This is a genomic window from Nonomuraea helvata (genome assembly GCF_039535785.1).
Lineage (GTDB): Bacteria > Actinomycetota > Actinomycetes > Streptosporangiales > Streptosporangiaceae > Nonomuraea > Nonomuraea helvata.
In genome coordinates this window covers 557,561-571,376 of the sequence record NZ_BAAAXV010000005.1, presented here as the reverse complement: position 1 = coordinate 571,376, position 13,816 = coordinate 557,561, and the positions used below count along the sequence as shown (strand labels likewise).

The following is a 13,816-nucleotide window of genomic DNA, read 5'->3' as shown; positions in this document are numbered from 1 at the left end:
GCTCTTCGCCCCCGCACCTCATGACCTGATGGGACTGATGATGATCTTAGTGACCGGCGCCACCGGCAACACCGGGTCGCACGTGGTGGCCGAGCTGGCCCAGGCGGGGCAGCGGGTGCGCGCGCTGGTGCGCGACCCTCGGGGCGTCACTCTGCCGCCCGGCGTCCAGCCCGTCACCGGCGACCTGAACCGGCCCGACAGCCTGGCCGATGCGCTGATCGGCGTGCGGGGAGTGTTCCTGCTGCCGGGATATGCGGACATGCCCGGCCTGCTGGCCCAGATGCGCCGAGCCGGGGTGGAACGGGTCGTGCTGCTGTCGGGCGGCTCCGCCGCGCTGGCGGACATGAGCAATGCGATCTCCCGCTACATGACGCTTTCCGAGCGCGCCGTACGGGAGGCGGGCATGCCCTGGACGTTCCTGCGGCCCAGGGCGTTCATGTCCAACGCGCTGCGCTGGTTGCCGCAGCTTCGGGCCGGGGACCTGGTGCGCGTGCCGTTCGCCGCAGTCGCGGCCGCCGCCATCGACCCCGCCGACATCGCGGCCGTGGCGGCCCGGGCGCTGACGGGTGACGGGCATGAGGGCCGGATCCACGAGCTGACCGGCCCGGACTCGCTGCTGCCCGCCGACCAGGTCGCCGTACTGGCCAAGGTGCTGGGCAGGGACCTGCGCTGCGAGGCTCTGCCGGATGAGGAAGCCCGGGTCGAGATGGAGGCGACCATGCCGGCGGAGTACGTCGACGCCTTCTTCAGCTTCTACGTCGACGGCACACTCGACGAGTCGCACGTCCTGCCGACCGTACGGGAGGTGACCGGACACCCGCCCCGTACCTTCGGACAGTGGGCGGAAGCACACGCCGACGCCTTTCGCTGACCTCGGCCGCCGGGCACGGGCGGCACCGGCCGTCGCCCTGGACGGGGGTGGCGGAGGCCCGCACGCTCCGCCGTCAGCCGGCGCCTTGACCGCGCGACACCCGACCGGCTCGGCTGCGTCCGGCGGGGTGCCCTCAACGCCACTCCAGAGACCGACGCGGAGCAGGGTGGCGGCCGCTCGGACGGCGTCGCGGTCTGGTCGAGGCCGCGGAGGTGCGGTGGGAGCCGAGGACCTGGTGCAGATCACGCTGGCCAGGGCGTGGCAGGCGTGGCGGCGCATCAAGGGCGATCCCGACCCGTACGTCTATCGCATCTTGACCAACACGCACGCCTCCTGGTGGCGAAAACGTTGGCGCGGCGAGGTGCCCACGGAGTCGCTCCCCGACACGACCGCCCGCGGCGACTTCGCCCGCGAGCTCGGCGAGAAGGACGCGCTCTGGGCGGCGATCAGAGGGTTGTCGGACCGGCAGCGGGCGGTGATCGTCCTGCACTACTTCGAGGACCTGACGCTGCCACAGTGCGCCGACGTCCTCGGCTGCTCGCTGGGCACGGTGAAGACCCAGCTCGGGCGGGCAAGGCAGCCGCGCGGGGCAGGTCACCCGGTGCGAGGGCGGCATGGCCCGGCACACCTACGACCGGAAGTCGCTGCCCTCCGGATGGTCGGACGGGCACCAGTCCATCCGCGTGTGGGTCTTTCCGCCCACCGAGCTCATCGGGCCGACGTCGCTGGACGGCTGCACCCGGCGTACGGGCAGGCGTGTGCCGTGGTCGACAAGCGGAAGGGGACCTGCAACGGCAGGTACGCGGCCGAGGAACTGGTCAGGTACGACGTCGCCCTGGAACTGGCCGCCGACCTGGGAGTCAGGCCCGGAGAGTGGGCCGCCGGGGTCTACGACAGGAGCTGATGGGGCGGCCTCCGCTCTTTGCCAGAGAACTGCCATAAAAGACTGTCACGATGCCGCGCATGATCGCGTCAAACCTGGGCGTAGCCCTGGCCACAGCCACCGCCGTGTCATCCCACCGATGGAGGAGGTCCTGGTGAGCCTCCGACTTCTGCGTTTCGTCATCGCCACCGGCGTGCTGACGCTCGCGATCGGGCTGGGCAAGCTCGTGGACGGCGACGTCCGGGCGGGTCTGCCGCTGTTCGCCATCGGACTCGCTCTCGCCGGAGTGCCGGCGGTCCTGCTGGTCCGTCATGTGATTGCGAACTGGACGACAGGCTTCAGCCGCTCGCCGGCGATGGCGGATCCCACGCTACGGCGCAACTTCCGCAGCGTCGGCGTGCCCGTCATCGCCTACAGCGCGCCGTGGTTCCTCGCAGCCCTCGCGATCCTCGTCTCCGCCTATCGGATCCCGCACGACAGCGGCAGCAGCGCCGGAGGGATCGCCGGCGTGATGGTCGTCGGATGCTTCGTCGCCGGGATACCTGCGCTGCTCGGCATTCAGTTCCTCCGGTGCGGGCAGATGCTGCTGCACGGCGACACTGACGGCATCGCGCCCGGCCTGCGGCTCGGCTGGATCGTCGTCGTCATCGGCGCGCTGGCCACTGTGGGCTCGCTGGCCGATGACCGGCCCGGCTACGGCACGGTCGCACTCGTCGCCGGCTGCCTGGTCGCTGTCACGCTGGTCAACAACCTCCGGCTGCTCATGCTGAACGCCCGGGTCGCCGAGTACCAGCGGCAGGCGCGGGCGCCGAGGGCAGGGACGTCGGCCGAGGTGGGCACTTCCGAGTTCTGAGCTCGGCCTCATGCGGGACATCTCGATCGTCGCGGTCAGGGCGAAATAGACTGCCGCGATGACCGCGTACCGGATCCTGGCGGTGGACGACGATCAGGCCATCCTGCGCTCGCTCTGGCGTGGCCTGCGGCTGGAGGGCTTCGCCGTGGACACCGCCGAATCGGGGCGGCAGGCGCTGGAGCAGGCGGAGGGACAGCCCGATGCGATCATCCTCGATGTGTCCATGCCAGAAATGTCAGGTATTGAGGTGTGCAGCCGATTACGGGAGTCCGGGTCACAGGTGCCGGTGCTGATGTTGTCGGCCATGGACGAGGTGGCCGACCGCAGGGCCGGGCTGGCGGCGGGCGCCGACGACTACGTCGTCAAGCCGTTCGACCTGGGTGAGCTGGTGCTGCGCCTGCGTGCCCTGTTACGCCGTGCCGGATCTGCCCCGGGTATGGCGGTACGCGTCGGGCCGTTGGTCGTCGAACCAGACGCGCGCCGCGTCACGTTGCGAGGCCGGGCGATCGAGGTGACGCGGCGTGAGTTCGACCTGCTGGAGGTGCTGGCGCGGAACAGCGGGATCGTGCTGTCCCGGCCGCTGCTGCTGGAGCGCGTCTGGGGCTACGACTTCGAGGTGACCGACAACGCGGTGGACACGTTCGTCGGATATCTGCGGCGAAAGCTGGAGGCGGGCGGTGAGCCGCGCATGCTGCACACCGTGCGCGGCGTCGGGTTCGTCCTGCGAGAGCCATGAAGCTGTCCACGCGTTTCGCCCTCTGCCTGGCCGTCGCCGTCCCGCTGCTCGTGGCCGTGGCGGGGCTGGCCGTGCTGGGGTGGGTCTCCCGGGACCTGAACGCCCAGCGCGACGACCGGCTCGAGACACGGCTGCGGGCGCTGACTCCGCTGGCGGCGACGATCGCGTGGCGAACTCGCCTGCTGCCTGCCATGCCCCCCGGCTTCCTGCAGCAGCGGCTGGCCGCGGCCGCCGGCGCGGGCGGCGCATGCGTCACAGTCGGCAGCGAGAAACTGCTGGTCATCGGGGATGTGCCAGGGGGGCTTCCGGCGGGCGCGGGTCCCGGCGACCACGCTGAGGGGGATCGGCGCTGGCGGTTCGTGGCCGCCCCATTGGGACGGCAGGGGGACGCGCGGCTGATCCTTTTCGAACCGGACGAGCACGTCGCCGGACAGATCGCGCTGCTGCGCGACCGACTGGTCTCGGTCACGCTGATCGCGGTCGGTGCGGGCGTGGTCGCGGGGCTCTTGCTCGGCAGGTTCGCGGTGCGGCCGCTGTCGAAGCTTGGCAGGCAGGCACGTACGATCGGCATGCCGTCCCGGACGGAGACGCGGCTGGCGACCACGGCCGGCGTCACCGAGATCGACGAGCTGGCCGGCCTCCTGAACGACCTCCTCGACCGGCGCGACGCGGCCGTGGCCCGCACCGGAGAGGCACTGGAGAGCGCGCGTGCCTTCGCGGCCACCGCCGCGCACGAGCTACGCACCCCGCTCACCAGCATGGGCGCCAACCTCACCGTCCTGAACCACCCCGGGCTCGACCTCGCGGACCGCACCGAGATCGTCGCCGATCTGGTCGCCGAGCACGGCCGGATCCAGCGGCTCATCACCATGCTGCGCCGGCTCGCGCACGGCGAGCTGCTGGACGCCTCCGCCTTCGCCGAGGCCGACCTCGCCGAGATCGTCAACGACGCGGTCGAGGCCGCCCGACGGCGTCATCCGCATGCCACGATCACCGCTCGCGTGCCGGACGCCGTCCGGGTGCGCGGCTGGGTGGAAGGGTTACGCCTGGTCGCCGACAACCTCCTCGACAACGCCGCCGTGCACGGCGCCGACGCGTCCGGCCACGCCGCGATCACCGTGACCCTGGAGGTGGGGGAGGAGATCGTCCTCGTCGTCCAGGACGCGGGTCCGGGGGTCGCGCCGGAGGACCGTGAGGCGATGTTCGCCCGCTTCCGCCGCAGCTCCGCCAGTCCGGGTTCGGGGCTCGGCCTCACGCTGGTCCGGCAGCAGGCGGCACTGCACGGCGGCACCGCCACGCTGGGCGCCTGCCCCACCGGTTCAGGTACGCGAGCCGAGATCCGCCTGCCCATGACCGACCGGCAACCCCCACGATCCACGCGGTCCTGGCTGGAATAGCCCCTTGCCAGACAAATGCCAGAAAGGCGCGTCACTATCCCGCCCGGAGCAACCCCTTCGGAGGAGATGACATGCGCATCACCCACTACGCGGCCGCACTGACGCTCGCGCTGTCCATACCAGGCATGACCGCGACCGCGGCCTCGGCCGAGACCACCGACGTGCTGAGTCCGTCGGCGCATCCGGTCGAGCTGCGCACCGCACCCAGAAAGCTCTCGGTGACCTACACCTACCAGGGCCAGGAACACACCTTGGAGGACTTCCTCACCCGGACGAAGACCAACGGCTTCCTCGTCCTGGACGGCCAGGACATCGTCGCCGAGCGCTATTCGGGCGCGAGCCGTGCGACCCGCTTCCAGTCCTGGTCGATGGCCAAGTCGTTCACCTCGGCCGCCGTCGGCATCGCGCTCGGCGAGGGACGCATCAGCTCGGTCGACGACCCCGTGGACAAATATCTGCCCGAGCTGGCCGGCTCCGGCTACGCCGGGGTGCCCATCCGCGAGCTGCTGCGCATGTCGTCCGGCATCGACTGGGACGAGGCCACCGACGCGCCACGCCTGCAGGCCGCCGCCAACAAGGGCTACCCCATCACGGAGATGGCCGCCCGGCAGAAGCGCGGCTGGGACTGGGGCACCCGGTTCGAGTACACCAGCATGAACTCCTTCGTCCTGGCCCGGCTCGTCACCAAGGCCACCGGAGTGCCGTACCACACGTATGTGCAGCGCAAGATCTGGCAACCCGCCGGCATGGAATCCACGGCCACCGTGGGCAACGACTCCCACGGTGACAGCCTCGGCTACTGCTGCTACTACGCCACTGACCGCGACTACGCCCGCTTCGGGCTGCTCTACCTGCACGGCGGCCAGGCCGACGGCCGCCAGGTCGTCCCGGCCTCCTGGGTCAGGGCGTCCACCGCCCCGTCCCCGGCCAACCCGCGCTACGGCCTGCACTGGTGGCTCGGGGAGGGTCGAGATTTCATGGCGGCCGGGCTCGGCGGCCAGTACATCTACGTCTCACCCGAGCACGGCGTGGTCGTCGTCAAGTCGGCCACCGCCGGAGGCCGCCCTGATCAGGAAGAGGCTCTCGTCGCCTTCCACGCCGTGGCGGCCGAGGTGGTCAGGACCCGGAGTGGCGCAGGTCGGGGTCACACGTCCCAGGTGACCGGGAGGCTCTTGACTCCGTAGATGTCCGCGGTCTCCGGGCGCAGGCCGACCTCTTCAGCCGGTACGGCCAGGCGCATGGTGGGGAAGCGGTTGATGAGCGCGGGGAGCGGGTCGGCCCCGGGCTGCCCGCGGCGGTGGATGCGCTTCCACCCGGACGCGGTGCCGGGCGGCGACATCCGTCGCAGAACCTGACCGAGGCGGCAAAGAAGGTGCGCGGTTGCCACCTCCTCTGCCGCCTCGTCTGTGCCATCTGTGCCGCCCTCGTCTCAGACGGCCGACAGCGGGAACGTCAGGAAACGGCGGCGTTTGACGGTGTCAGGACCACATCCAGCGACACGATGTAGTCCTTCATCTGATCAAGAGACCGCATGGGTTTCTCCGCATCGAAGCGAATGTCGGAGAAGGTGGCGACGAGCCGCTCCAGCACGATGCGCCCCAGCACCCGCACCAGGGGCAGGCCAAGACAGATGTACATGCCCTGCCCGAAGGTCAGATGGGGATTGGGGGAGCGCCTGATGTCGAATCGTTCCGCGTGTGGGAAGTAGGTCTCGTCGAAGTTGGCTGCCGAGTCCCAGACCACCACGTACTGACCCGCCTTGATCTCGTGCCCACCCAGCACGGTGTCGTTCCGAGCCGTGCGCCACAGGTTGAACCACGAGAAGTCGTAGCGAAGGATCTCCTCGATGGCCCCCGGAATCAGCGAGGGGTCGCGCCGCAGCGTCTGGTAGAGCTCCGGGTCCAGGCAGAAACGAGCGATGGCGTAGGCCAGCATGAGGGAGAGCGGGGCATTGCCCGCGGTCGCCAGATCCAGGCACATGTGGACGATTTTCTCCTCCGCCAATCGTCCGTCTTTGCTCCGCTCCGCGAGCAGAACGCTCATCAGATCGTCGCTCGGCTTGCGTTTGCGCTCGTTGAGCTGCTCCGTGAACAGATCGACCACGTCGGCGTGATCCGGCGAACGAACCCCGATCAGCTGGCCGAACATCTGGTCGGACCACTCACGGAAACGGCCGGCGCCCGTGATCCGCAACCCGAACATGTCCCCGATGACGCGTTCCATGAGCGGGAAGCACAGCTCCCCGAGCGTCTCCATCCTGCCGGAGGCCAGGGCGGGCGCGAGCAGCGAGTCGACCATCGACGTGAATTCCGGCGCCCGACTCTCGATGTTGCCCGGCACGAACGATCGCGCGACGAAGCCGCGCAGGAAGCGATGCTCCGGTATGTCCGCCCGGCCGAAGGAGAATGGCAGGCCCATATGGGTCTTGTTGGTCACCGAGAAGGTGTCGGGATTCTTGAGCACGTGACTGACGTCTTCGTACCGGAACACCTCCCAGAGGTTGTACTCCGGACGGAAGCGTAATGGCTCGTTCTTCTGCATCTGCTGGAACCAGGCTATCCGCTCCTCGATCGAGTCGCTCAGCTCGGGAAACAGCAGATCTCTGGTCGGCTTGCTCGATGTGCTGGTCATGCCTTCCCTTTTCTCCGGCCCTTTTCTCCGGCCCTTTTCTCCGGCGCGGCGCGTCCTGCCGACGTGGTGGTCACTACAGGAGCTCGGCCGTGAGCCAGATGTGTTCCTTCGTGCGAAACGTGCTCTCCCACACGGCCTTGCCGACCTCGGGGAGCCTGTCGATGTGATCGTCGATCACCTTGCCCAGGACGGCATTGCTGAGCGTCTCTGAGGTCGGTCCGTACTGGACGATGAGTTTGTTGCCCGTCGCCTGGCTGAAGCGGAGCCTGCCGATCGGCGCGTCGCAGATGCGTTCCCGCACCGGCGTCGGCGCCACGCTCACCAGCGGCGCCCAGGCGTACATGGACTCGCCACTGACGACCGCGTGGTCCTGCAGCACCGTGAACGGCAGCGACTTGACGAAGTCCACACAGAGCTGCTCATTGAGATCGTAAGCAAGCTCGGCGGTAACCTCCACGCCGAGTGGTTGCCAGGTGAGCTTGATGGGAATGCGGCGGAGCGGATCGTCCTCGGTGTCGACCGGTGCGGGCGTGTACTCCGGTCGCATCGTGACGTCGCTCGTGGCGTACCGGTAGTGCTCGCCGACATGCCACGGGAAGTAGTGATGTGACCAGGCCGTCAGCCGGTTCACGTATTCGGTCAACGTCGACAGCCTGTCCACGAGTTCTCGGCGGTCGTCAGCGGGCTTCCCGACCTTGGCGGCGTACTCCGCCAACATCGGGAAGCCGTTGTAGCCGAGGAAGGTGCTGTAGATGGGATCCAACGTGCGGAAGACCGTGAGCAGGTTCTCGACGGACAGGCTCTCGTCCGTCGCCATTCTCACCAGCTGGTAGAGATTCATGGAGTAGTCGCGGACAATGCTGTTCGCGAAATCCCACGCGGTGAAGTACTGACCGTACGATCCGGGCAGGTCGGGAAGTGTTCCGGTGCGCATCTGCCGGATCTCCGAGGGTTCCTCGGAAATGTACCTGGTGATGAGCTCCCTGAGTTCTGGATATGCAGACACCTGTCCCCCAATTGATGTAAGCGATGACGTGCCTTGTTCTCTGGAGAAGCCTTACGACGCCACCCGCAGACGGCCGGGCGAGCACCGCGCCAACAGGGGGTGGATCTCCCCTGTGACGATCTGCGTTGCCAGGGTTCGTCCGATGAATGGAGCAAGAGTGATGCCACTGTTGGCGAACGCCTCGTAGTAGCCGCAGACGCCGGACAATGCGCCGACGCTGGGGAAGCCGTCCGCCGGGAACACCGCGGTGCCGATGCGGGTCCGCTCGACGGTGGACGACGCCAACGCCGGAACCGTACGGTACGCCCGCTCCAACAGGTCCTTGACGATCTCGTCGCCGGGCTCGGACCGGATTCCGGCCGGAAGACAGGCATCGACCTGATCGGATCGCACCCGCACGCGGCCCGGCCCCGCCGACCTGACGTGCGCCTCTGCCCCGCGCAGGACATGCTTCACCGGATCGCCGTCGGTCGCGAGATCGATCACGAGGCTGCTGCGCGTCGCGACTGCCCCGGGCATAGGAGCTCCGAGCGCCGCGGCCACCGTGACGGCCTCCGGACCGGCGGCATTGACGACGGCATCGACCTCGATGCGGTCCTGGCTGTCCAACCGGAGCGCCACGACTCGGTCGCCGTGGACCTCGATCTCTTCGACCGCGCTGTTCCACAACGTCAGAGAGCCGGACTGCTTCGCGGTCTCGATCACTGCGGAGACCAGTTTCGGCCCGTCGATCCAACCCTCGTCAGGGAAGCGCACAACTGGTGCTTGAGCCTCCGGGAACGCGATGCCCGGCTCCCAGTCCCGGGTCACCTGGGCCGCGTCGCGCCAGATCGTACGGTAACCCCAAGCGCTGAGCCGATCGACAACCTCCACGAACGACTCGCTGGTGCCGCCGCCGCCCACGCCGGCGGCATCGCTCCACGCCAGACTTCCGGTGGGATGCCACCAGGGAGCGGAAGTGAACTGCTTGGCGAAATGTACGTGTTCGATCATCCCGGTGTGACTCAGTTCGAACCGCGGATATGTCGGTTGCTGGAAGGCGCTCAATCGGGCAAAGCTGACATCAGTGGTCAAACCCCCTGGTTGTCCGCGCTCCACGCAATGAACGTGCACCCCGCGCTGCGCGAGGAAGAAAGCCACACAGGCTCCGATGACGCCGGTCCCCACGACCCCTACGGTTTTCACTGTCCCTCCATCTCTTGCGGCGGAGCATGATCGCAGCATCGAATCCGGTCCGAACCGGCTCACGGTCACAGGAGCTCGGCGATGTCGAAGGCCAGGTCGAGAGACTGGCTGCGGTTGAGCCTCGGGTCGCACGCGGACTCGTAGCGGTGGTGCAGGTCGTCGGCCAGGATCTCGGCGCCGCCACCGATGCACTCGGTCACGTCCTCGCCGGTGAACTCGACGTGGATGCCGCCAGGGTGGGTGCCGAGCGCGCGATGGACGTCGAAGAATCCGCGCACCTCGTCGAGGATGTCGGCGAGGCGCCGGGTTTTGTGGCCACTCGGCGCGAGGAAGGTGTTGCCGTGCATGGGATCGCTGATCCAGGTCGGCTTCCCGCCGGTCTCCTGGGCGGCGCGGATCAGACCGGGCAGTCGGTCGCGGATCTGCCGCGCGCCCATTCTGGTGATGAAGGTCAACCGCCCCGGCTGCCGGTCCGGATCGAGGATGTCCACATAGGAGCGGACCTCGGCCGGCGTTGTCGTCGGGCCGAGCTTGACCCCGATGGGGTTCGCGATGCTCCGGCAGTAGGCGACGTGCGCGCCGTCCAACGCGCGTGTGCGCTCGCCGATCCAGAGCATGTGGCCGCTGGTGGCGTACGTCAGCCCGCTGTCAGGGTCGATGCGGGTGAGCGCGTTCTCGTAGTCCAGCAGCAGCCCCTCGTGACTGGCGAAGATCTCGACCGAACGCAGCTCGTCGAGTTGGACCCCGCAGGCGCCCATGAACCGCAGTGCGTGGTCGATCTCGTAGGCCAGCTCCTCGTAACGGGCGCCTGCCGGAGAGTTCGCCACGAAGTCCCGGTTCCACCGGTGCAACTGATCCAGGCCCGCGTACCCGTCGCGCGCGTGGCCGGCCACGATATCCAGTGTGAACCGCGAGGCTTCGTACATCCGCCACAGCCGAGCCGGGTCCGGCACGCGGGCCGCAGGATCGAAGTCGAAGCCGTTCACCGCGTCGCCCAGATACACCGGGAGCGTCACGCCGTCCCGGGTCTCGACGGGGCTCGAGCGCGGTTTGGCGTACTGCCCCGCCATCCGGCCGATCTTCACAACCGGCCTCGCCGCCGCATAGGTGAAGATGACGGCCATCTGCAGCAAGGTCTTGGTCTTGTTGCGGATCGCGTCCGGGGTCACGCCGTCGAACGTCTCCGCGCAGTCGCCGCCCTGCAGCGCGAACGCCTCGCCGTTGGCCACCGCCGCCAGCCGGGAGCGCAGGCTTTCGCATGCGCTCGGCGTGACCAGACCGGGCGCGGCGGACAGCCTGGTCAGCACGTCCCCCAGAGCCGCACGGTCCGGCCAGTCCGGCTGGTGCGTCGCGGGCATGTCACGCCAAGAGACGAGTAATTCGGAATTCGTCACGGATGGCAGATCATCACAATCTCTCACTGGCGTGCAATGAATGCACCGAGTGGTCCGGTCAGACGGGCATCGAATGGTATGGGTAATTATGGACGGGTTTAATTATCTTTGCACTTGACAGAAAGAGTTGTGTGATCTCCCTAATGGCGGCTCGGCGCAGAGGGGTCTTCCCGGGGCGACGCTCGTCGGCGTGAGCCCCGGGTTGTTGCTCCGGGCTGACGAAGGCCACATCACCATGCGGCCGATCGCGGGCACCACGTGCTACGACCCGATGGGCGCGGACAAGGTCGCCGATCGGGACGTCGGGGATGTCCTGTGTGCGACGTTCCCCGCCTGGACCATGACGGGGACGCCGAAGCCGCGCGATGAAGATCACCGACGACATCGAGGTCGAGGTCGAGATCGAGGTCGAGATCCAGGTCGAGATCCAGGTCGAGGTCGAGTCACCATGACGGCATGGCGATGGTGGCGAACTTCCTGGCCGGCGTCACGACGCGAGCAGCCCGGTGACCTGGCGCATCGCGGCGGCGAGCACACCGACGGCCTCCGGGAGCTGGCCGCTGCGCACCGCACCGTAGCCGACCACCACCCCGGGGGCGGACGGCCGGCGGCTGAGCTGGAAGTGCCTGCCGGGATGCACGAGAACCGACCTGGCCCGCGCGAGAGCGGCCAGCCGGACGTCGTCGACTCCGCTGGGCCACTGGATGTACGCGTGGGTACCAGCAGGCACGCCGGTCATCCTGGCGCCCGGCAGGTGTTGCTCGACGGCGTCCCGCAGCGCGGAGCGCCGTGCCCGGAAGACGCTCCGGACATGTCGAACGTGCTGATCCAGCACGCCTGACGCGACGAAGTGGGCGAATGTCAGCTGGGTGAGCGGGTCCGGGGCGCCCAACTGCATCAGACCGAGCCGGTCCACCACCGAGGCCGGCGCCACCGCCCAGCCGAGCCGTATACACGAACCGAGCAGGGCCCCGGTCGCCCCGACGTAGATCACCCGTTCCGGATGATGCCGTTGCAGGGCGAGCGGACCACTGCCGGCGTCGAACCACAGATGCCCGTCCCGGTCGTACTCGATCACCCAGCCGTCCACGTCGGCGGCCCAGCGCAGCAGCGCCTCCCGTCGGCTCGGTGACAGTACGACCCCCGTCGGCACCTGCGACACCGGGGTGACCAGCACAGCGCGCGCTCCGGACCGCGCAAGCGCGTTGACGTCAATCCCCTCGCCGTCCACGGGCACACCGGTCACCGCCAGGCCGGCGTGCTTGGCGAACCTGGCCTGCCAGGGTGCGCCGGGGTCCTCCACGGCGATGTGGTCGCCCCCGAGCTCGCGCAGGACGTGGCACACCACGCCGACGGTGTGGTCGAAGTCCGCGGTGACGGCGACCTCCGCGGCGGTCGCCAGGACTCCCCGCGAACGGCCCAGGTATGCGGCGAGTTCGGCTCGGAGTTCCGGAACGCCGAGAGGGTGCCGCCGCGGACCGGGTTCACCGATCGATCGCCCCACGTGCTCGTAGGCCTGCAGCCATTCACGTGAGGGGAACAGCACCGTGCTCGTCGCGTCGACCCGCAGGTCGAAACGGGCTTCCGTGCTTCTGATCGGCTCGACCGTGGCTCGGTCGAGATGAGGCAGATGTGTCGCCACCCTGGTGCTCGACCCCTGAGTGGCCCGGAGATAGCCCTCGGCGATCAGCTGTCCATAGGCCTGGACCACGACGCTGCGGGAGACTCCAAGGTCTTCGGCGAGATCGCGGCTCGACGGCAACCGGACACCTGGATGCAGGGTGCCGTCCTGTATCCGTCCGCGGATGGCTGACTGGATCTGCGCGGTCATGGGCAGCCGCGACTTCCGGTCGATGGTGATCGGTAACATTCTTCCCCCCGGCGCTGACTTTCGTTCAGCGCGTATTTCCCCTCGTAGCCTGATTTCCCTCCGTGCCGACTTTCCTGGGTGTTGGCTTCTTGAGCGCTGACCATCCCGGGTCGGCGGTGGCTTTCCTTTCAGTGCGGATTGGCCCGCCCACGGGGCGTGAAATCGACTCGGCCGACGCCATTGCCGGCTGAAACGCCGGACGCGGGACAACAGCGAAAGAGCAGCGAAAGAACAGTGAGAGAACAGTGAGAGAACACGGAGTGGTCCATGGGCGCGGCCATGCGTGGCGCGGCCGGCGATGCGCCACCCTCCCGCGGCACGGGAGCTCCTTGGTGTGCCCGACGGTCGTCGATGTGCTCGGGCCGCTGATGAATCCCGCGGCTCTTGGCGCGGCCGCCGGCGTAGTCGTACGAACGGCTCCGGTCGTCGCCGGGGTTCCGGCCCGCGGTCCGCGTGACCTCGGCATCCTGCCGGCGGTGCCGGATTCTTCGCGCGGTGACGGGCCGCCACACTACGCGAAGATCGTACTGGGGATCGTCGCGGGCACACGCGGCACGGTTCGTGACGCCGTCCTGCTGTCCGCCGCGGTGATCCTCGGCCTGCGGGTCATGGTGACTGCCGAACCGGCCGAGAGCCTGATACCGCCGACCGGGCGTACAGACGCCATCGACGAGATCGTCGGCGAACGCGGCCACCGTCGTCAGGCCGGTGGACTTGCCGGGGGAGCAGCTCAGGCGACGCACGAGCGTCATCCCGCCTATGGCCTCGTCCGCGACGGCGGTCGTCAGCTCGGAAAGCGCGGCCGGCGCGGCCTCGGGCACGGCCGGCCCGCCCCATCGTGCGAAGTGGCCGGTGTGGTCCGGCGGCTTGCTCCCGAACGCGTCGGCCACCACCCTCCGGTGGCCTTCGCGCCCGGTCACGTCAGGTTCTCCCGCCGCCCTGCTCCAGCGTCGCGGCCACCGCACCGGCGAGCCGAACGTCGGTGACAGG

At 68.7% G+C, this 13,816-nt stretch carries 12 protein-coding genes and 1 pseudogene; 6 read left to right on the top strand and 7 right to left on the bottom strand.

Annotation, left to right across the window (positions count from 1 at the left end; all coding sequences use genetic code 11):
* Positions 1 to 37 precede the first annotated feature (37 nt).
* From ABD830_RS22010 to ABD830_RS21985, 6 genes are all read left to right on the top strand, one after another.
* Positions 38 to 871, top strand: coding sequence for an NAD(P)H-binding protein (locus ABD830_RS22010; RefSeq protein ID WP_344990266.1), 834 nt, complete (start codon positions 38 to 40; stop codon positions 869 to 871).
* 127 nt (positions 872 to 998) lie between these two features.
* The gene (locus ABD830_RS22005) at positions 999 to 1,775 is read left to right on the top strand and encodes a SigE family RNA polymerase sigma factor (RefSeq protein WP_344990263.1); all 777 of its coding nucleotides are present in this window, start codon (positions 999 to 1,001) and stop codon (positions 1,773 to 1,775) included.
* Between the two features lie 133 nt (positions 1,776 to 1,908).
* Positions 1,909 to 2,607: a hypothetical protein gene (locus ABD830_RS22000; RefSeq protein WP_344990260.1), complete on the top strand. Its 699-nt coding sequence runs from the start codon at positions 1,909 to 1,911 to the stop codon at positions 2,605 to 2,607.
* Between the two features lie 58 nt (positions 2,608 to 2,665).
* A complete protein-coding gene (locus ABD830_RS21995; RefSeq protein WP_344990258.1) occupies positions 2,666 to 3,343 on the top strand; it encodes a response regulator transcription factor in 678 nt (225 codons plus the stop codon).
* Positions 3,340 to 4,740 (top strand): sensor histidine kinase, encoded by a 1,401-nt coding sequence (locus ABD830_RS21990; RefSeq protein WP_344990255.1) that lies wholly within the window; start codon positions 3,340 to 3,342, stop codon positions 4,738 to 4,740. The genes ABD830_RS21995 and ABD830_RS21990 overlap by 4 nt, the downstream gene beginning before the upstream one ends.
* 71 nt (positions 4,741 to 4,811) lie before the next feature.
* Entirely contained in the window at positions 4,812 to 5,924 is a 1,113-nt protein-coding gene (locus tag ABD830_RS21985) for a serine hydrolase domain-containing protein (RefSeq protein WP_344990252.1), read from the top strand.
* On the opposite strand, the pseudogene ABD830_RS21980 reads toward ABD830_RS21985, so the two are convergent.
* The 7 genes and pseudogenes from ABD830_RS21980 to ABD830_RS21950 all read right to left on the bottom strand — a co-directional run.
* Positions 5,885 to 6,010, bottom strand: a pseudogene (locus ABD830_RS21980) (cytochrome P450); the annotation flags it as partial. The gene ABD830_RS21985 and the pseudogene ABD830_RS21980 sit on opposite strands and share 40 nt — an antisense overlap.
* A 182-nt stretch (positions 6,011 to 6,192) precedes the next feature.
* Complete coding sequence (locus ABD830_RS21975) at positions 6,193 to 7,371, bottom strand: cytochrome P450 (protein WP_344990249.1); 1,179 nt, start codon at positions 7,369 to 7,371, stop codon at positions 6,193 to 6,195.
* A 73-nt stretch (positions 7,372 to 7,444) separates the two neighbouring features.
* Positions 7,445 to 8,377, bottom strand: coding sequence for a cucumopine synthase-related protein (locus ABD830_RS21970; RefSeq protein ID WP_344990247.1), 933 nt, complete (start codon positions 8,375 to 8,377; stop codon positions 7,445 to 7,447).
* A gap of 51 nt (positions 8,378 to 8,428) precedes the next feature.
* Complete coding sequence (locus ABD830_RS21965) at positions 8,429 to 9,601, bottom strand: NAD(P)/FAD-dependent oxidoreductase (RefSeq protein WP_344992970.1); 1,173 nt, start codon at positions 9,599 to 9,601, stop codon at positions 8,429 to 8,431.
* Positions 9,602 to 9,627: 26 nt separating this feature from the next.
* Complete coding sequence (locus tag ABD830_RS21960) at positions 9,628 to 10,956, bottom strand: class II 3-deoxy-7-phosphoheptulonate synthase (RefSeq protein ID WP_344990245.1); 1,329 nt, start codon at positions 10,954 to 10,956, stop codon at positions 9,628 to 9,630.
* A 487-nt stretch (positions 10,957 to 11,443) separates the two neighbouring features.
* Positions 11,444 to 12,826, bottom strand: coding sequence for an aminotransferase-like domain-containing protein (locus ABD830_RS21955; protein WP_344990243.1), 1,383 nt, complete (start codon positions 12,824 to 12,826; stop codon positions 11,444 to 11,446).
* 128 nt (positions 12,827 to 12,954) lie between these two features.
* Positions 12,955 to 13,746, bottom strand: a complete 792-nt coding sequence (locus ABD830_RS21950) for a hypothetical protein (protein ID WP_344990241.1) — start codon at positions 13,744 to 13,746, stop codon at positions 12,955 to 12,957.
* Positions 13,747 to 13,816 lie beyond the last annotated feature (70 nt).